The 18,805-nt window shown below is 44.9% G+C and carries 15 protein-coding genes; 8 read left to right on the forward strand and 7 right to left on the reverse strand.

Features of this window, described 5'->3' with window-relative positions; translation table 11 throughout:
* Positions 1–21: 21 nt before the first annotated feature.
* The 4 genes from AOT82_RS04015 to AOT82_RS04030 all read left to right on the forward strand — a co-directional run bounded on the left by AOT82_RS04015 (position 22) and on the right by AOT82_RS04030 (position 4,633).
* Positions 22–1,338 (forward strand): phosphoribosyltransferase domain-containing protein, encoded by a 1,317-nt coding sequence (locus AOT82_RS04015; RefSeq protein WP_071001917.1) that lies wholly within the window; start codon positions 22–24, stop codon positions 1,336–1,338.
* A 42-nt stretch (positions 1,339–1,380) separates the two neighbouring features.
* Positions 1,381–2,199 carry an HAD hydrolase family protein gene (locus AOT82_RS04020; RefSeq protein ID WP_071001918.1) on the forward strand — a complete coding sequence of 273 codons (819 nt, stop codon included), beginning with the start codon at positions 1,381–1,383 and terminating at the stop codon, positions 2,197–2,199.
* Positions 2,200–2,301: 102 nt separating this feature from the next.
* Complete coding sequence (locus AOT82_RS04025) at positions 2,302–3,483, forward strand: cysteine protease StiP domain-containing protein (protein ID WP_071001919.1); 1,182 nt, start codon at positions 2,302–2,304, stop codon at positions 3,481–3,483.
* Between the two features lie 70 nt (positions 3,484–3,553).
* Complete coding sequence (locus AOT82_RS04030; protein WP_083328839.1) at positions 3,554–4,633, forward strand: HpcH/HpaI aldolase/citrate lyase family protein; 1,080 nt, start codon at positions 3,554–3,556, stop codon at positions 4,631–4,633.
* Between the two features lie 130 nt (positions 4,634–4,763).
* Here the strand turns inward: AOT82_RS04030 and AOT82_RS04035 are convergent, their stop codons facing one another.
* Entirely contained in the window at positions 4,764–5,576 is an 813-nt protein-coding gene (locus tag AOT82_RS04035; protein WP_071001920.1) for an alpha/beta fold hydrolase, read from the reverse strand.
* Between the two features lie 372 nt (positions 5,577–5,948).
* Between AOT82_RS04035 and AOT82_RS04040 the strand changes: the two genes are divergently transcribed.
* Positions 5,949–6,746: an enoyl-CoA hydratase/isomerase family protein gene (locus tag AOT82_RS04040; protein ID WP_071001921.1), complete on the forward strand. Its 798-nt coding sequence runs from the start codon at positions 5,949–5,951 to the stop codon at positions 6,744–6,746.
* A gap of 120 nt (positions 6,747–6,866) precedes the next feature.
* On the opposite strand, the gene AOT82_RS04045 is transcribed toward AOT82_RS04040, so the two are convergent.
* Together AOT82_RS04045 and acnB are read right to left on the reverse strand one after the other, a co-directional pair.
* Positions 6,867–7,310: a PACE efflux transporter gene (locus AOT82_RS04045; RefSeq protein ID WP_083328840.1), complete on the reverse strand. Its 444-nt coding sequence runs from the start codon at positions 7,308–7,310 to the stop codon at positions 6,867–6,869.
* Positions 7,311–7,554: 244 nt separating this feature from the next.
* Positions 7,555–10,158, reverse strand: coding sequence for a bifunctional aconitate hydratase 2/2-methylisocitrate dehydratase (gene acnB / locus AOT82_RS04050; RefSeq protein WP_071001922.1), 2,604 nt, complete (start codon positions 10,156–10,158; stop codon positions 7,555–7,557).
* A gap of 323 nt (positions 10,159–10,481) precedes the next feature.
* Between acnB and AOT82_RS04055 the strand changes: the two genes are divergently transcribed.
* Both AOT82_RS04055 and lipA read left to right on the forward strand, forming a co-directional pair.
* Positions 10,482–10,895 (forward strand): carboxymuconolactone decarboxylase family protein, encoded by a 414-nt coding sequence (locus tag AOT82_RS04055; protein WP_058025284.1) that lies wholly within the window; start codon positions 10,482–10,484, stop codon positions 10,893–10,895.
* 117 nt (positions 10,896–11,012) lie between these two features.
* Positions 11,013–12,056, forward strand: coding sequence for a lipoyl synthase (gene lipA, locus AOT82_RS04060; protein WP_071001923.1), 1,044 nt, complete (start codon positions 11,013–11,015; stop codon positions 12,054–12,056).
* A gap of 127 nt (positions 12,057–12,183) precedes the next feature.
* Here lipA and AOT82_RS04065 read toward each other — a convergent pair whose 3' ends face one another.
* From AOT82_RS04065 to AOT82_RS04080, 4 genes are all read right to left on the reverse strand, one after another.
* Positions 12,184–14,226, reverse strand: coding sequence for a TRAP transporter permease (locus AOT82_RS04065; RefSeq protein ID WP_083328841.1), 2,043 nt, complete (start codon positions 14,224–14,226; stop codon positions 12,184–12,186).
* Complete coding sequence (locus tag AOT82_RS04070; RefSeq protein ID WP_071001924.1) at positions 14,198–14,758, reverse strand: DUF1850 domain-containing protein; 561 nt, start codon at positions 14,756–14,758, stop codon at positions 14,198–14,200. The genes AOT82_RS04065 and AOT82_RS04070 overlap by 29 nt, the downstream gene beginning before the upstream one ends.
* Entirely contained in the window at positions 14,736–15,755 is a 1,020-nt protein-coding gene (locus tag AOT82_RS04075) for a TAXI family TRAP transporter solute-binding subunit (protein WP_071001925.1), read from the reverse strand. The genes AOT82_RS04070 and AOT82_RS04075 overlap by 23 nt, the downstream gene beginning before the upstream one ends.
* A gap of 565 nt (positions 15,756–16,320) precedes the next feature.
* The gene (locus AOT82_RS04080; RefSeq protein ID WP_071001926.1) at positions 16,321–17,460 is read right to left on the reverse strand and encodes an alkene reductase; all 1,140 of its coding nucleotides are present in this window, start codon (positions 17,458–17,460) and stop codon (positions 16,321–16,323) included.
* A 164-nt stretch (positions 17,461–17,624) separates the two neighbouring features.
* On the opposite strand from AOT82_RS04080, the gene AOT82_RS04085 reads away from it, so the two are divergent.
* On the forward strand, positions 17,625–18,509 hold the full coding sequence (locus AOT82_RS04085; protein WP_071003649.1) for a LysR family transcriptional regulator: 885 nt from the start codon (positions 17,625–17,627) through the stop codon (positions 18,507–18,509).
* Positions 18,510–18,805 lie beyond the last annotated feature (296 nt).

Raw genomic sequence — 18,805 nt, forward strand, 5'->3', positions numbered from 1 at the left:
TACATAGGACAACAAGAAATAATGAATGATACAAATCAAGATATAACTTCTAACAAAACCTATAAACGCAGCATCACCCTACCTCGCGGCACCCTTGATCTGACCTATCAGACCAACTCAATGGCTAACAAAAATAGCCTGAAACAAAACGACAGTTATCAATTAGAAGATCTGCTTGGTTTTGCTCAGCGTATTAATCCAAAACGGGCGTTTTTGTTTGTATCCAAAGTATTGGGCCGTCATATCCCCGTGGCACCCAGCACGATGCGAGATGCGTTTACTGATTTAGCCAATTTAGTTCCTAGCGATTTGCCCAAGCCAATTTTAGTTATTGGTATGGCAGAGACAGCAGTGGGTCTATCCGCTGGCGTGCATCAAGCACTACAAACACGTTATCCAAATGCGTTATTGCTAAACTCTACGCGTCACACGCAGCATAGTGACAATAACTCCGAAGCGTTATTAACAACGTTTAATGAAGATCATAGTCATGCCAGCCAGCATTTAATTTATCAAAGTACAGATAGCGTCACGCAAGAGCAGCTACTCGCTAGCAAAACGCTGATTATGGTCGATGATGAAGCATCAACAGGCAATACTTGTGTCAATGTCGTCACGGCCTTACGTGATGCAGGGCTCACTCAGCTAGAGCAAGTACATCTAACGACTTTGGTTGATTGGTCATTGGATCAAGAAAATACAAACCAGCAGACAGATGATATTATGCCTGCGCGTATGGCAGATCGCTTAACTGGTATTGAGTTTCATCGCCATCACTTACTGTCAGGCGCATGGCAATGGACAGACGCGCCCAACCCAGAGCCTATCACCATGCCATCGGTTGATACCACTGCCGCTGGTAGTCAAGCGCTTGGATTTACAGGTAACTGGGGACGTTTTCCCACATTAAATAGCACAGATGGCTTTAATAACTATCTTTCGAGCTTTCAGGCTGCATTTGCAAGCTTCCATAATCAAGACAGCTTTGATGTCACTCAATTGCCCAAAAAAATATTGGTGTTGGGTAGCAATGAGTTTGTTTGGTTGCCGTTTTTGTTGGCGGAATGGCTTGAGACAACATCTCAAAACCTCAAAGCTGACACAAATGCTATCGTGAAATTTAGTGCATTAACTCGCTCACCGATTGCGCTTGGCGGCGCCATTACTACGATGCTGAGCTTTCATGATAATTATGGGCTTGGCATGACCAACTTTGCTTATAATGTTGACCCTGACGAGTGGGACTTGATTGTGTTGTGTGTGGAGACAGCTGCTGATAGCGTCGATGCGATGTGGCGCGGTTTGAATAATGTGTTGGTGGTAAGTCCGACAATTTAAACCATTCTTTAACTTTCATACTAACTGTTTATGGACGACGTCATGACTATCCCATTTTTCAAGCCCAGCGCCGATATTATCAAACCCTATGCCTTAATGGATTTGGACGATACACTTTTTCAAACCCAGCGCAAGATTGATGCTTGGCAAGTCCCGACTGCAGAGCCAGAACACTTGGTTTGTGCGACGGTCAATAAGCAAAATGAGCCACTAAGCTTTATGAGTCAGCGCCAAGCGACTTTTTTTAATTGGCTACTCAATAGCACTGAATTAATCGTAGTAACAGCACGTGACCGCAGTGAGATCAAACGCGTGAAACTGCCATTCGACAGTTGGCAAGTATTGACCCATGGCGCCATTATTTTAACGGCTGATGGGCAGTTACTAAGCGCGTGGCAGCAACATATGCATAGCAAGCTTGCACCGTTGCAAGATAAGTTAAACCAACTAAGCGAGCTGTTTGCTAGTCATAGCAAAAGTGAGCAGAGTCATTTGGTATTTACGCCGCATGTCGATAGCTTTAATAATGGGTCTGTAAATGAAGAATTAACGATTTATCTAGCGATCAAACACGCGCAAAAAGACCATCAAGCATTAGTTGAACTGGCCAAAAAACTGCCCACGTTAATACGCGATTTTGAGCAAGATTTTTATGTGCATGTGAATGCCAACAATCTAGCGATATTACCGCACGCGGTACACAAGCGCCATGCTGTACAGTTTTTATTAGACAATCATTTAGACCATCAGCGTCCCAGTTTTGGTTTTGGTGATAGCTTGGCAGACTTGCCTTTTTTGCAGCTGCTTGACTGGTACGGTATGCCAAGCCGCGGTCAGATGCATGAGCAGTATCAGCCTTAGCCATCTGTCTAATTATTTGGGCTAGAACATCAGCCCAGAAAATCAGCCAAAAAGCAGACACAGAACCTCTCTTTTATCATCACGAGTGCTATTATTCATACTATGACTTTACCTAACATACAGACCAACAGAGCCAATCTAAACAATTACGGCTCAGGTAGCTACCTTGCCAGTGATGTGACCGTACTGCTCGATATCGTCGATAAAGACGCTGTTGCTGATGTGCCCGTCAGTCAAAAAGAGGCACTCATTCAAAGTGGGCAACGTCACTACTCTGATATGTTGACCTTGGAGCAAGCGCCTACCGCGATGCATGAAGAGCTATACCAACAGGCACTAGCGCAAGGTGGCAAGAGAGCCGCAACTGATATCGCACGCTTAGCGCATACCCTACATCATGTCTTTTGTCATGATGTCAGTGACGAGCATCCGCTAGTCTTGATTAGCTTGGTACGGGCAGGTCTACCGATTGGTGTGCTATTGCAGCGTGCGTTATCTGACACAGATAGCAGCTATCATTTGCCAAGTATACATTATGGCATCAGTATCATTCGTGATCGCGGGCTAGATCCTGTGGCGCTGCAAATGCTGCTTGACGCTTACCCAAACAGTCCGATTGTATTTGTCGATGGCTGGACAGGTAAAGGCGCGATTTATAAGGAGCTTGCTCGTAGCTTAGAGACATTTAGCGATCCCATTCACACCAGCTTTGCCAATATTTTTCATCAAGGTGCTGATGTCATTCCACTACTGACCCTTGCCGATCCGGCGGGCGTTGCTTGGCTCGCCGCGAGCGCGGAAGATTGGTTAATTCCATCGGGTTTGTTAAATAGTACCGTATCAGGACTGATTTCACGCAGCTTATACACCGAGCCGTCATCTGGTCTACACCGCAGTGTCTTTTATGAGGATTTGATAGACGCAGATCATAGTTTGGCATTTATCGATCATGTTGATGCAGCCAGACGCTCATTGACTATGCTGCCAGAGCATTTGCCAACCTATCAGCAGCCGCGCTACCAGACGGCAGCATTAATAGATGCGCTCGCCACGGACTATGACATTACCAATCGCAACCGTATTAAGCCGACTATCGCCGAGGCGACGCGCGCGATACTACGCCGCGATCCAGAGCGTATATTGCTCGCGACCGCGGCGCATCCCGATACCGCACTACTGCGTCATTTATGTGCGCAGCGAGGCATCACTATTGAGGTATTAGGTGATAAAATATACCCTTATCAAGCCATCACTCTGATCAAGCAACGCTCCAAAGACAGTTAATGCTTTTGGCTTGAGCACCACTAGCGCGATTGAACGCTTGCCCTTTATCCCTCTATTTATGATGCCAACTATGTCAGATATAACAAACAACGAGTCAGCGACTTACCTTGACACTCAGTCCTATGATACCCAGTCTTATGTGCATCTGATTACTGAGCGTCATGCGATGGTCAGACCGCACACGCACCACCCCTACCAGCTGGGTGCTAGCCTATATATGCCTGCCACTCGCCAAGATATCTGGCAAGTGATTAAGCGCGACAAGCTACCAACGATCAATAGTATTATTATCTGTTTAGAAGATGCCGTTAGTAATGAAGATGTGGAGTTGGCACTTAAGCGTTTGCGCACGCTACTGGGTACGTGGGCTGAGCATGTCAATAGCATCAATGATCCATCCCGAGCCGCTGCTATTCACGCACAGCACCCAACGCGTCCACTGGTCTTTATACGTCCGCGTAGCCCAATGATGCTACAGCAATTGGCTGATTATACGCATATTGATCTCATTGATGGTTTTGTCATGCCAAAAGTCGATATGTATAGCTTATCCAATTGGCGCATGGCCTGTCAGAACCTCAATGCTGACCATCTGCTGATGCCGACACTTGAAACCGCTGCATTATTCAATCCGCGTCACAATCAAGAGCTGGCGATTGCCTTTAAAGAAGCGTTTAGTCAGCCAGTGTTTGCGCTACGTATCGGGGGTAATGACTTATTTGCCGCATTGCGCCTGCGTCGTCCAAAGAATAGAATTGTCTATGACACGCCTATCGGCACCCTTGCCTATCAGCTGCTTGGCTGCTTTGTACCGCATGGTTTTTATCTCACTGCACCTGTATTTGAGTATTTAGATCAGCCAACCCTTTTTATGCAGGAGCTAAATCATGATGTCAGTTTGGGACTGGTCGGTAAAACGGTCATTCATCCAAGCCAAATTGCACTGGTGCAGCAAGCCTACTGTGTGCCACTCAGTACATTAGATGAAGCACAAGCAATCCTGCACTCTGAGGCCAAGGCGGTGTTTAAGTACAACAACACCATGCTAGAACCTGCGACCCACCGGGCATGGGCAACCGAAATCGTCAATCGTGCAGAAGCATTTGGCACTATCGATGATGGTCACAGTCAATACAGCTCACGAATGTAATCGTCAGTATTGAGCATAATAGGATAAAAAAAAGCCGCTATCAATGACTGGTAGCGGCTTTTCTATGAATTGTTATAACCTACTGCTAAAACAGTCTGACTTTATGCGAATTTGCCTCAGCAGCTTAGCATTACACACAGCTTGTCAAAAACTGACTGAGCACTCGGTTCACTTGATCAGGCTCTTCCACTGTCGACGTATGGCCAGCGCCTTTAATAATAGCAAGCTTCGACCCAGCGATAGCAAAATGCATACGCTCAGACTTTTCATAAGGCGTCGCTGCATCCTCATCACCGACCACAATCAATGTCGGTGTCGTGATATCACCCAGTTGCTCATAAGTGCCAGTGCGATCGATGACACCCATTGTCGCCTTGACGACACCACCCTTACGATTGCTTTGCAGCATCGTGAGCCACTGTTTGCGATCAGATTTGCGCAGCTTGTCGGCCAAAAAGGTACTGCCAAACATAATGGGCATGACTTTTTTGCTCACACGCTTCATCCCTAGCCAACGAATGGCTTTGACTAACTTACGATACTGCGGGACATTTTTTGGATCTTCAGGGTCGGCTGACGTCTCAAGTAGCGTTAATGATAACAGCAACTCCGGTCGCTTAAGCGCAATACGTTGAGCGACAAACCCGCCCATGGATAACCCAACAAAATGACATTTAGCAATAGCGAGTGCGTCAAGTAACCCTAGCGTATCTTCGGTCAATGTCTCCATATCATAGCCAGATTTGGTAATCTGTGACTGACCCTGCCCTCGAAAATCAAACGCAATGCAGCGATAGTCCGTTTGAAAATACGCCACTTGCTTGTCATACATCTGCGAGCTCCACAGCAGACCATGGGCAAACACGATAACGGGTTTTTGCGTATTATTGGGCGCGCTGTCTTCATAATAGATATCGACATCGTTGACTTTTATTGTTGGCATAATCACTTCCTTGTTTGGTGAAAACTTTGATTAATCAGTTGGGCTGCGCATGACCTAACGCGCTACCTGCATAGTAGCATAATCTATTAATAAGTCAGGAACTCACCTTTTTATGAACCATGCGTATTATCTGTATCTTATTCATACACTCTTTTTGTTCGTACAGGCGCGGCAGTTTATACGAGCAACTCAAAGAGCTAACCGCCATGTAGATGTGTCTTAAGCGCCCACAAAACCTGCTTTTATAATGCGCGCAAGCTGCTATAGTAATCAGCATTGCGTTATTTATTACCATCCATTTGTCCCGCTGTCTTTTATACGGGTACCAAAAATCGCTGCTTAACACAGTCATTGAAAATAAGGAAATCTCAAATGTCACAGTCTATCGTTGATTATCAAGTGAATAATCACATTGCCACCATTACGTTTAACGATCCAAAAAGCTTAAATGCGTTTGGCACGCCACTAAAAAACAACGTGTTAATAGCGCTAGATAAAGCAGCGGCTGATGATCAAGTACGAGTCATTATCTTGCAAGGCGCTGGTGGTAATTTTTCAAGTGGCGGCGATATCAAAGAGATGTTATCTGAAGGATTGGACAAGGACATTGTTTCAAACAAACTAAAGGGCATGGTAGAAGGCGCAGGCGAAGTCAGCTTAAAGCTACGTAATGTCCATAAACCAATCATTGCCAAATTAGAAGGTGCCGTAGCAGGGGCTGGCATGAACTTAGCGCTTACCTGTGATTTTCGTATCGCAGCGGATAATGCAAAGTTTGTCCAAGCCTTTGTCAATATTGGTTTAGTGCCAGATGCAGGCGGTATTTATTTATTGAATCAATTGGTTGGTACAGCAAAAGCCACTGAGCTTGTGATGCTGGGTGATAAGCTAAAAGCAGAAGATATGGCACGCTTAAATCTGGTCAATCAAGTGGTTAGTGCAGAAGAGCTAGACGCCACCGTTCAAGCATTGGCTCTAAGATTGAGCCAGCTGCCAGGTAAAGCCCTAGCCTCTATGAAACATATGTTCAATGTGCACGCGTTTATGGGTTTGAACGAAGCATTAGATATGGAAGTGGAGCAGCAGACCATGATGGCAAAAACCGATGACTTTATCGAAGGCGTCAGCGCCTTTATTGAAAAGCGCAAACCAGTTTATCAAGGTAAATGATTGAGTAGTAAGCGGGTTGATTTGACGGCTAAATTTATTCATAACCAAATAACTCGCTATTTATAGTATCAAAAAAAAGGGCTGCCAATATGGTAGCCCTCTTTTCGTTTATGTCTGCGGTTAAGAAGCAGATACTGACTTATAGTGATACGGTAAGGTAAATATCTTGTCAAAAATAAAGGTGAATACGAAATTATAAATTAAGAAAAACACTAGCAAGGCAGCTTCCATCATAAACGCTTGGAGCAAGCCAACGTGATACCAAACCATATATAGTGGCAAGCAGATCAACACCAGCCCACCTTCAAAACCAAACGCATGAGCACTACGTATCCATAACGTACGACACGCAATATGCCTGCGACGCTCCCATGCTTCAAAAGCAGTATTATATAGAAAGTTCCAAATAACGGCTGCTAGAGAGACCATCATCGCAACGGGCAATGATTCTGACGCCTTGCTATTGCTCAGCTTCATCAATACAAAGGTAGAGGAGATAATTGCGACAATCTCGAACACAGTTACGTAGACAATACGACGTCTAAACGGTGATAATGTAATCATCAACCAAAACTCCAAAGCACCTGTATTTAAACAAAAAAGTGCATATCAAAGTATCGGTCCGTCCCGAGATAGAAAAGATAAAAAAGAGGTAAGCGAAGTGCAGAGCCACGGTTTCCGCCTGCCCTTATATTATACAGAAGATAGTGAGAGAAATCAGCTGGTGCCTTCATAACAAAAACCCCGCATCATGACGATACGGGGTTTTTGTTTACTTAAAAACGGCTAACTCAATTTTTAACCAAAATTAGGTCAACTGAGCAACGTTAATTTTATCCGCTTCTTCAGTGTACTCTTCCATACGGTCGAAGTTCATGTATTGATAGACTTCATCACCCATGCTGTTGAGCATGCCAGCATACTGCTGATACTCATCGTTAGTCGGCAATTTACCAAGTACCGCGGCAACTGCGGCAAGCTCTGCAGATGCTAGGTATACGTTAGCGCCTTGACCCAGACGGTTCGGGAAGTTACGCGTTGATGTTGATACCGCAGTCGATTTCGGTGCGATACGTGCTTGGTTACCCATACATAGTGAACAACCTGGCATTTCAGTACGAGCGCCGGCTTGTGCGTAGACGTTGTAATAACCTTCTTCCATCAACTGGCGTGCATCCATCTTAGTAGGCGGTGCAATCCATAGACGCGTCTTGAGGCTACCTGCTGGTACGTCTTGTAGCAATTTACCAGCGGCACGGAAGTGACCGATGTTGGTCATGCACGAACCAATGAATACTTCATCAATGGTATCACCAGCCACGTCTGCCAAGGTCTTGGCATCATCTGGATCGTTCGGGCAGCAAAGGATAGGCTCTTTGATCTCGCTCATATCGATAGTGATGTCGATAGCATATTCAGCATCATCATCCGCACGCATGAGGCTTGGGTTCGCAAGCCACTCTTGCATGGCTTCGATACGGCGGCTGATGGTACGCGCATCGCCATAGCCTTCTGAAATCATCCACTTAAGTAGCGTGATGTTTGAGTTTAGGTACTCAGTTACCGATTCTTCAGATAGCGTGATGGTACAGCCAGCCGCACTACGCTCCGCAGACGCATCAGACAGCTCGAACGCCTGCTCAGCGGTCAAATCTTCTAGACCTTCGATTTCAAGGATACGGCCGTTGAACTCGTTGATTTTACTTTTCTTATCAACCGTCAAGTAACCTTCTTTGATCGCTTGATAAGGAATCGCATGGACGAGGTCACGCAAGGTAATACCAGGCTGACGCTCACCAACGAAACGAACACGAACAGATTCGGGCATATCTAGTGGCATCACACCAGTTGCCGCTGCGAAAGCAACCAGACCAGAACCTGCTGGGAACGAGATACCCATTGGGAAACGAGTATGTGAGTCACCACCAGTACCAACGGTATCTGGCAGTAGCATACGGTTCAACCATGAGTGAATGATACCATCACCTGGACGTAAGCTGACGCCACCACGGTTCATGATAAAGTCAGGTAGTGTGTGCTGAGTCTCAACGTCAACTGGTTTTGGATAAGCCGCAGTATGACAGAATGACTGCATCACGAGATCCGCTTGGAAACCCAAACATGCCAAGTCTTTTAGCTCGTCACGTGTCATTGGGCCAGTCGTATCCTGAGAGCCGACCGTAGTCATCTTAGGCTCACAGTACATACCTGGACGTACGCCTTCTAGGCCACACGCTTTACCAACCATTTTCTGCGCTAGCGTAAAGCCTTTACCCGTATCGGCTGGCTCTTCAGGTTTCGCAAACACGTCTGAGTGACCAAGACCCATGTATTCACGCGCACGGTTGGTCAAACCACGACCAACGATCAATGGAATACGGCCACCAGCACGCACTTCATCAAGCAATGTTGGCGAGCTTAGCGTAAACGTTGATAGCACTTCATCAGAGTCATGCTTGGTGATTTTGCCGTCATGTGGATAGATGTCAAACACATCGCCCATGTTTAGCTTATCGACAGCTACTTTTTCGATTGGCAAGGCGCCAGAATCTTCCATCGTATTAAAGAAGATCGGTGCGATGTTGTTACCTAGTACTAGACCGCCACCACGTTTGTTTGGCACGTTAGGAATGTCTTCACCCATCAGCCATAGCACTGAGTTGGTCGCAGACTTACGGCTAGAGCCGGTACCGACAACGTCACCAACGTACGCAAGTGGGTGGCCTTTTTCTTTTAGCTCATCAATAAGTTTCATTGGACCACGCACGCCCTCTTCGTCAGCAGTAATGCCGTCACGAGAGTTTTTGTGCATGGCTAATGAATGCAGTGGGATATCAGGACGGCTCCATGCGTCTTGCGCTGGTGACAAGTCATCCGTGTTGGTCTCGCCAGTGACTTTGAACGTCGTGTAAGTGGTTTTCTTTGGTACTTCAGGGCGATTCAAGAACCATTCTGCGTCAGCCCAAGATTGAACGACTTCTTTAGCAATGGTGTTGCCCGCTTCGGCTTTTTCAGTCACGTCATTGAACGCGTCAAATACGAGCAAAGTTTTCTTTAATGCTTCAGCAGCGTCTTGTGCGACTTCGCTGTCATCTAGTGCCGCAACCAATGGCTGTACATTGTAGCCACCTTGCATCGTACCTAGGATTTCAACCGCTTTTTGCTTGCTGATCAATGGTGATGACGTCTCACCTTTTAAGATAGCTGCCAAAAATGCCGCTTTGACGTAGGCTGCTTGGTCTACACCAGCAGGGATACGGTTTTCTAGCAAGTTCATCAAAAATGCTTCTTCGCCCGCTGGCGGGTTCTTTAGTAATTCAACCAACTCTGCTACTTGTTTTTCGTTCAATGGTAGCGGAACCGTTCCTAGCTCAGCACGTTCTTCGACATGTTTACGATAAGCTTCTAACACAATAGTCGTCCTCGTCAGTTGGGATTTAGCACATTACGTGGGTAGTCAGCATGACCGCCTGCGTCTATATACTATAGAAAATAATTATCCGTGCAATCATAGCTTAAAACGCTCTAAATGTTAATGGCTGAGCCTTCAAAAGGCTCATAGTAAGGCCATATCCAACATTTATTATAAAAATAGTCCCATCAATAATATGATTGCACACCTTATAATCGCTCGTATTTACGTACCTGCACTGATTGATAAAAACTTGCTTTATGAGTGCGCAGACACCATATGACGATTATAGATTTTTATAACAGGATTAGGGAGGATGCAATATGAATGATAGTAATGCCAACTATCAGGCAGGTCTAAAAGTCCGCACAGAAGTGATGGGTGAAGCACATGTAAAACGCTCACTCGATGCGGCGACTGGATTTACTCAGCCGCTGCAAGACTGGATTATAGAGCACGCGTGGGGCAGCACATGGCAAGATGAGTCAGTACTACCACGCAAATATCGCTCACTGATTACCATTGCCTTTTTAATTGCGCAAAAAAGCCCAAATGAGTTAAAAGGACATATCCGAGGTGCCATCAACAATGGCGCTAGCGTCGCCGAGATTCGAGAGGTCTTGATGCATAGCCTACCATACTGCGGCGCACCTGCCACGCAAGAAGCGTTTCGCGCGGCTATCGAAGTGTTTAATGAGATGGGTATAGATATTGACAACTTAAACAAAAAGCCATAGCACAAAGGGTTGAATAATAAACCCTGAGCGCAATATCTGTTATAATAAAGACACCTATAAAGCATGCTGATAATTCCATAAACCCTTATACTATAAAGGGTTAAGAGATCATTGATTATGACTACTGCCGTACAAACCCATATTCCTGCGCCAAGAGTAAAACCCAAAAAAGCCATTCAAGGTGAAAAGCTGCGTGGCTATGACAAAGTTGCCCGTATCCCAATTAAGGTAATCCCGACTGTCGAGGCAAAGAAAAAGCCTGATTGGATTCGGGTAAAAATGTCCTCGCCTGCTGAAGTAGCGCGTATCAAAGCGACTTTGCGTGAGCAAAAGCTCTATACCGTATGTGAAGAAGCGGCCTGCCCTAACCTGCCGCAGTGCTTCGCGGATGGTACCGCCACCTTTATGATTATGGGTGATATCTGTACTCGCCGCTGTCCGTTCTGTGATGTCGGTCATGGTCGCCCTAATGAGCTAGACAAGGATGAGCCGCGTCATACCGCCGAGACTATTCAAGGTCTTGAGCTCAAATATGCGGTGATCACCTCAGTCGATCGCGACGATTTAAAAGATGGCGGCGCGCAGCATTTTGTAGAAGTGCTAAACGAATCACGGGCGCTAAGCCCAAACTGCCTGATCGAAATCTTAGTGCCTGATTTCCGTGGCCGTATGGATATTGCCTTAGACTTACTGACAGAGACTGCGCCAGATGTGTTTAACCACAATATTGAAACCGTGCCACGTCTATACAAAGCGTTTCGTCCGGGTTCTGACTATCAGCACTCACTCGATCTGCTCAAGCTTTATAAAGAACGTCGCCCTGATATCGCGACCAAATGCGGCTTTATGGTTGGCCTCGGCGAGACCGAAGAAGAGGTCTATGCGCTACTTGATGATCTCAAAGCGCATGATGTCGATATGATTACGGTGGGTCAATACTTGCAGCCGAGTAAAAATCATGCTCCTGTCGATCGCTATGTGCATCCGGACGAGTTTCAGCGCTATATGGACTATGGCAAAAAGATTGGCTTCTTTAGCATTTGGGCCGGTCCCATGGTACGCTCAAGCTACTTTGCCGATCGTCAATACTACGGCGAAGACTGCCCAGCACCTATCCGTAGCAAAAAAGCCTTAGAAGCTGAAGGCAAACTTGGCTGCTAATTGCTGATTTGATTATTGTTAAACCGATATCAAAGTACTAAAGATAGTAGCCAAAAATATAAAAGGGTGAATAACATATTTTGTTATTCACCCTTTTTTTGGTTCAAAAATCTACTAATATTAGCGACTAGACACTCACCGTTGGTGTCGGTGCTTTACTTGTTTTCATATTCCATGCAGCAATACCAAGGACAATCACGCCACCTGCAATACCAGTCGTAATTTCAGGATAAATGAGCAATAAAGCGCCAATGGCTAAGATGACACGCGTTACCGTATTCATATCGCCTTTGAAGTAACCTTCAAGTGCCGAGCTTAATGCAATCACACCTGTCACTGAGGTCACAACGACTGTGATGATATCCAAAATAGGCGGTAGCGGGAAGTCTTTTGCCGTGACTGCCAAATCGGTTGGATCTATCATCAGCATCGTTGGATTATAGATAAACATAAATGGTACGATGAATCCAGCAAGTGCCAGTTTGAGCGACAAGAACCCTGTTTTCATCGGATCGCCTCCGGATATCCCAGCACCAGCAAAAGCTGCCAGACACACAGGCGGTGTAATATTGGCAAAGATACCAAAGTAGAATACAAACATATGCGCTGACAAGATTGGAATATCAAACCCTGCCAATGCTGGAGCAGCCATGGTCGCAGTAATAATATAGGCAGGAATAGACGGTAACCCCATACCCAAGACCATAGACGCTAGCATGGTTAAGATGAGTGTGAAAAATAACGACCCTGCGCCTAGCGTGACGATAGATGAGGTCATTACTGTACCAAAGCTGGTCAGACTGACTACGCCGATGATAATACCCACGACCGCACAAGCCGCCATAACCGCAAGCGACTGGCGCGCGCCATCTTCTAAAGCACCCAAAATATCAGAGAAGCTCATGCGCGTCTCAGCACGTAGCATACTGATTACCACGGTAAAACCAATCGTATAAGCAGCTGCATATCCCACAGGTACATTTCTGATTAATAAGAAAATCAAGAAGACAATCGGTAATAGCATATGACCACGTGCTTTTAGGACTGCTTTTACTGCTGGCAGATTTTCTTTGGCGATACCTTTTAGGTCACGACGTCCAGCGCGGAAGTGCACTTGTGCAATGACCCCTAAGTAGTACAATATCGCAGGCAACAAAGCGGCAAGCGCAATCGTGCTATACGGCAGACCAGTGGTCTCCGCCATAATGAACGCACTGGCTCCCATAATCGGTGGCAAAATCTGTCCGCCAACCGAGGCACTGGCCTCAACCGCGCCTGCAAAATCTTTATGATAACCAACCTTTTTCATCAATGGAATGGTAAAGGCACCCGTACTTACCACGTTTGATAATGCAGAACCATTAATACTGCCCATAAAGCCACTAGAAATCACCGCGACTTTTGCAGGTCCTCCTTTTTTGTGACCTGCGATGGCTAATGCCAAATCATTAAACAGCTGTCCCATTCCTGAGCGTGCCAAGAATGCACCAAAGAGAATGAACAAAAAGATAAAGGTCACTGACGCGCCAATCGCAACAGAATAAAGACCTTCCGTTTTTAGAAATAATTGACCAAAAATATCGCCCATGTCATAAGGGCGAGTCAGCAATCTATCAGGCATGAAATCCATGTGACTGACAAACGGATAGGCCAAAAATATCCCTGCCAATATTGGCAAAATCCAACCAGTGATACGGCGACTGCCTTCTAGCACACAGACCACAGTGATCAGCGAAAATATCACGTCAAGCGGATTGGCCATGCCACCACGTGAGGTCACAATGTCTTGATATTCGTAGATCAAATAGCTCATACCGGACAAAGACAATAAAAACCAAATCCAGTCATACCAAGCGACGCGACTGCGACTGCTATTTTTACTGGCGGGGAAAATCAAGAAAATTAAGGCAAAACCAACACCGACGTGTACAGAGCGCTGTAGCAATGCAGGCATCGGGTTAAAGGTAATATAAAGATGAAAAAGTGAATAGAGTATACAAATACCAGCAATGAAATACTTTACTGGTCCTTGCGTAATATGACGTGTGATTGACTCTCGGTCATATTTTTCCAGTACTGCTTTGTTGATCGCATCTGCATCAGCATCTTTATCAACATTGGCATCTGGCGTGGTATTCACGCTACCGTGATCCGTCACTTGGGAGTTCATGACACAAGTCCTTTTTAAATCTATCAATTAAACCATACGTCTTAGGCATGATCACCACTTCAGAATAATCTGGCACCCACTGATGAATCAAAAAACGGTGACCAGTATAATCGATCTCGCCTTTGGTCAGTCTAGAGACTACCCAATTTAGGCTAGGTAGTTTTTCATTGACTTGATAACCCAGATAGCCAGGTTTTTGTATGGGTGCAAGGGGTTCGGTCGAAGGCGTACCAGCACCAAATGCTTCAAAGTATGTGGTGGTGAGGAGTAGCATAGCGTCTTCTGTGCTGCTTTTTTCTATGCGTTGGTACTGCTCTTCCCACCACTGCTTTTCTACAGAATGTATCCAGCGCAGCTGAAAGTCAGGGTCAGTGAAATAACATACCTTGTCGTCGCTACCCTCTATTGCAACGCGAACCTCGACCACAGACTGACGCGCGACACCTATCCATAGGGTCAAAAAAACCAGCGCTGCAATACATGCTGCGCCAGTCGATAACCATAATAAATTATTTGGCTGCTTGTTCGTCATAGTACTTTTTAGCGCCAGGATGAATTGGAGCGACCATACCTTCACTAGCCGTCTCTAGACTGATATCGTTGGCTGCTTGGTGTGCTGTTTTTAGACCGTCCAGATTATCAAATAACGCCTTAGTCAATTTGTAGCCATCAGATTCAGACAGATCAGAGCTCACCAATAGCGCATTCATGATTGCGGCAGTTGGAATCGCAGCATCATTGCCATACGTTCCAGCAGGAATCTCAAAGGTTTTGAAGTAAGGCTTGGTTGCAATGATTTCTTTTAGCTTGTCTTGATCGATAGTAACCAACTGCAAATCTAAACCTTGCTCTAGCTCCATAAGCGATGAGTTTGGCAGACCACTACTAAAGAATGCGGCTTCAATCTTGCCCGCTTTCATACCATCAGCTGCTTCAGCAAAGCCCAAGTAATCAACAGTGATGTCATCATAAGTGATGCCAAACCCTTCTAGTAGGGTTCGCGCATTGACTTCCGTACCAGAGCCTTGATCGCCAACGGCAATACGCTTGCCTCTCAAACCTTCAATATTTTTGATACCAGAGTCTTTTGTCGTCACGATTTGCACCACGTTCGGGTACAAGACTGCAATCTGCTGAATGTTGGTAATGGGCTTATCAAAGTTATTTTTGCCTTCGACCGCGTCCGTGACCACATCACTGAGCGCCAACACCATATCGACTTTGCCTTGCGTCAGTAGATTGACGTTTTCGACCGATGCGCCCGTGGTTTGTGTTTTTGAGTTGACCCCAAAGTTTTTTACATAGACTTCGGACAATGCAGTGCCGATGATGTTATAAGGGCCAGACGCACCGCCTGTGGCAATGGTTAGGAACTTAGTATCGAGTGTATCGGTAGCCGCATCAGCTGACGTACTATCCGCAGCAGCCGTCTCATTGCCTTCTGAGCTTGGCGATGAGCAGGCGGTTAAACCTAGCATGGCGCTTAATATCGCTGAAAAAAGTAAGGGAGATTTTAGAGAAGTGAGCATTGAGTTCATCCTTGAAATAATCGATTTAATACAATAAACGGCATTAATATATAGGTATTAATCCGTTACACCTGAGTAATGATATAGCAATTTTTGTTATAAATAAACCAAAGACTGTTTTCTCTTTTGCTTTCAATGCCTTATATTTCAGGCTTTTTGAGAAAATACTTGCATCTTTTATCATAGCCAAAACTTATATTGTTTCGCTATGTGAAACTTAGTTTCAACTTTATTTAAGCAAATTTCGATGCTGTTGTAAACCTTTATCACGGTTTATGTGCATGCATTACGCTGTATATAGTCAATCCACTATAAAAGCGTTACAGCGTTAACCTCGCTTGAAGTATGACATAGATATTAAGTTCTAGTAATATAGGTTTCAGTCTTGTCCAGTGTTCATCTTTGAGCATGGTGCGAGGCATAGCGAACGATATCTTTTTTGCCATCAATTTATACCCAATGTTCAACACTACTAAGATTATCTACGCCATTTTCGATTATTTTCATAATCCAGTATTCACTTTATAAAAAAATAAGGCCACGAATGGCCTTATTTTTTCAATAGCTACTTTTGATAATAAGGATAATCGCTATAGCCTATTTCCGTGCCTCCATACATTGTGGCTGGATCTACCTCATTGAGCGACCAATGATGAGCTATGCGCTCTGGTAAATCAGGATTAGCAATAAAAGGACGACCAAAAGCAAATAAATCACCATAACCTTTAGATAACATATTGAGCGATTTCTCTACAGTGTATTTTCCCGCATAAATAATACGTCCTGAAAACTCAGCTCTAACCGCTTGATAAAAGGGCTCTGGTAAATCAGGTGCATTATCCCAATCAGCTTCTGCAATGGACAAATAAGCGATGCCCGCTTTCTCAAGTACTTTAACCGCTTCAATATAAGTATGATGAGGATCTGATTCTACCAGCCCTAAGTACACACGATCCTCACCGGTACTAGCAAACAAAGGCGCAAAACGGACGCCTAAACGATCAGCACCGACCACATCACTCACAGCAGCAACCACTTCTTTTAGGAACCGCAAACGATTCTCTAGCGAGCCACCATACTGGTCATCACGTTTATTGCTATGCTCAGAGATAAACTGGTTCACTAAATAACCATTGGCACAGTGCAGCTCTACCCCATCAAAACCCGCTTCTAAGGCGTTGCGAGCGGCTTGAGCGTACATCGTTACCAACTCGCTCACCTCTTCTGTGCTCAGTGCCCGCGGCTCACTTGGATCAGCTAAAGCACCTTCGCCTGGACCTGTTTCAATGAATACTTTGACATTATCAGCAGTAATAGCAGAGGGCGCTACAGGCTGATTTTGGTTGGGTTGTAAGCTAGTATGAGACACACGGCCAACGTGCCATAGCTGAGCAAAGATAATACCGCCCTTGGCATGTACCGCTTGCGTGATTTTTTTCCAGCCTTCAATTTGTGCTTGCGTATGAATACCTGGCGTCCATGCATAACCTTGGCCTCTAGGTTCGATCTGTGTCCCCTCCGTCACCATAAAGCCTGCAGAAGCACGCTGGGCATAATAACTTGCCATTAAATCATTAGGAATATTGCCAGGTTGCGTGCTACGAGAGCGCGTCAATGGTGGCATCACAATACGATTTTTAAGCGTATAAGGCCCAAGTTTTACAGGCGAAAACAGTGCACTGGTATTAGGAATAGTTTGTTTCATGACATTCTCTTTTATAGCAAACAGATAGGCTTATTACTTGAAATTTATCCGTTGTTTTAAGGTTTGATTGATCACTTAAGTAATATGAGTAAGCATAAAGTTTTAGAGGTACAATTAGAAACAACGTTTTCTTGTTGAAGATACAATTATTAATGGTACAGATGATGAATGGTATAAATCGGCTTGATATCAAACAGCTCAGAGTGCTACAGGCATTGCTTGATCTAAAGAACCTATCAAAAGTTGCACGTAAAATGGGCTTAACCCAACAAGCTATCAGTGAGCAGCTGCGTAAGCTACGTGATCTATTTGATGATCGTCTGTTTATTCGTCAAGGAAATAGCATGGTGCCCACACCAAAAGCACTATCGATGCAGCAACCTATTAACGATATATTAAGACAGTTAGAGGTGCTCTTGGAGCCGGATGTGTTTATGCCGCAAACCTATAAAGGTGTTTTTACGATTAGTGTGACCGATTATGCGACGCAGGCATTATTACCGCAGTTGTTTAATCTAACGCGCCGTGAAGCGCCTAACTTAAAATTGATAGTGCGAGATTTTGCCTCAGACAATATCAATCAGCTTATTGCGGCAGGCGAACTTGATTTACTACTTACCTTTCCAGAGTTTATCCCTGATAATTTATCTTATGTCACTTTGTTTGAAGAACAACATTTATGCATTACAGGTTATAAAAACGAGTTCGCAACAAAGGTGTTAACACTGGCACAAATTGCAGCACACCCGCAGCTGGTGGTATCGCCTTCGCGTGCCAACTTGCGCGGTTCTCATGATCAGTGGTTTGCCGAAAAAGGGCTTAAGCGAAACATTGTGATGTCAGTGCCTAGCTTTTCAGCTGTGCCAGATATTTTGCATACCACTGACATGATTGCCTTTTATCCCGCGCGACTACTGCCAAACAGTAAAGTTAAAACGCTTAAAGTAGAAGCCCTACCGCCTACCTTTAAGATAATAGCCGCTTGGCATCCACGTACCAATGACAGTGGCATTCACCGCTGGCTAATCGAGCAATTACGAGATTTATAATGGATAGGAGTAGTTAGTATAGTCAATCCCACTTAAAAATGGCGTAGAGAATATTGATCACATTCATTTTTGTCGTTAAATGGTGCTAGCAAATATAGATTTCATTACCCTGTCACGTAACACAAAAAAATAAGGTAAAATGCTCGACCAATCAGCGCCTAGTAAAATAAAATCATAACGACGCCACCTAACTGATCGACATTTTTGAAATAACGATCCATAAAAAATATATAGTTGATCCAATTTAAGAGCGGTACAAGGCAATCGAGTGCAGATGTATCTGTCATACTTCAAGC

It is taken from the genome of Psychrobacter sp. AntiMn-1, from assembly GCF_001854065.1.
Lineage (GTDB): Bacteria > Pseudomonadota > Gammaproteobacteria > Pseudomonadales > Moraxellaceae > Psychrobacter > Psychrobacter pacificensis.

Coding starts and splice junctions, on each gene's coding strand:
- AOT82_RS04015 (WP_071001917.1), top strand. CDS start 22: ATGAATGATACAAATCAAGATATAACTTCTAACAAAACCTATAAACGC.
- AOT82_RS04020 (WP_071001918.1), top strand. CDS start 1,381: ATGACTATCCCATTTTTCAAGCCCAGCGCCGATATTATCAAACCCTAT.
- AOT82_RS04025 (WP_071001919.1), top strand. CDS start 2,302: ATGACTTTACCTAACATACAGACCAACAGAGCCAATCTAAACAATTAC.
- AOT82_RS04030 (WP_083328839.1), top strand. CDS start 3,554: ATGTCAGATATAACAAACAACGAGTCAGCGACTTACCTTGACACTCAG.
- AOT82_RS04035 (WP_071001920.1), bottom strand. CDS start 5,576: ATGCCAACAATAAAAGTCAACGATGTCGATATCTATTATGAAGACAGC.
- AOT82_RS04040 (WP_071001921.1), top strand. CDS start 5,949: ATGTCACAGTCTATCGTTGATTATCAAGTGAATAATCACATTGCCACC.
- AOT82_RS04045 (WP_083328840.1), bottom strand. CDS start 7,310: ATGATTACATTATCACCGTTTAGACGTCGTATTGTCTACGTAACTGTG.
- AOT82_RS04055 (WP_058025284.1), top strand. CDS start 10,482: ATGAATGATAGTAATGCCAACTATCAGGCAGGTCTAAAAGTCCGCACA.
- lipA (WP_071001923.1), top strand. CDS start 11,013: ATGACTACTGCCGTACAAACCCATATTCCTGCGCCAAGAGTAAAACCC.
- AOT82_RS04065 (WP_083328841.1), bottom strand. CDS start 14,226: ATGAACTCCCAAGTGACGGATCACGGTAGCGTGAATACCACGCCAGAT.
- AOT82_RS04070 (WP_071001924.1), bottom strand. CDS start 14,758: ATGACGAACAAGCAGCCAAATAATTTATTATGGTTATCGACTGGCGCA.
- AOT82_RS04075 (WP_071001925.1), bottom strand. CDS start 15,755: ATGCTCACTTCTCTAAAATCTCCCTTACTTTTTTCAGCGATATTAAGC.
- AOT82_RS04080 (WP_071001926.1), bottom strand. CDS start 17,460: ATGAAACAAACTATTCCTAATACCAGTGCACTGTTTTCGCCTGTAAAA.
- AOT82_RS04085 (WP_071003649.1), top strand. CDS start 17,625: ATGAATGGTATAAATCGGCTTGATATCAAACAGCTCAGAGTGCTACAG.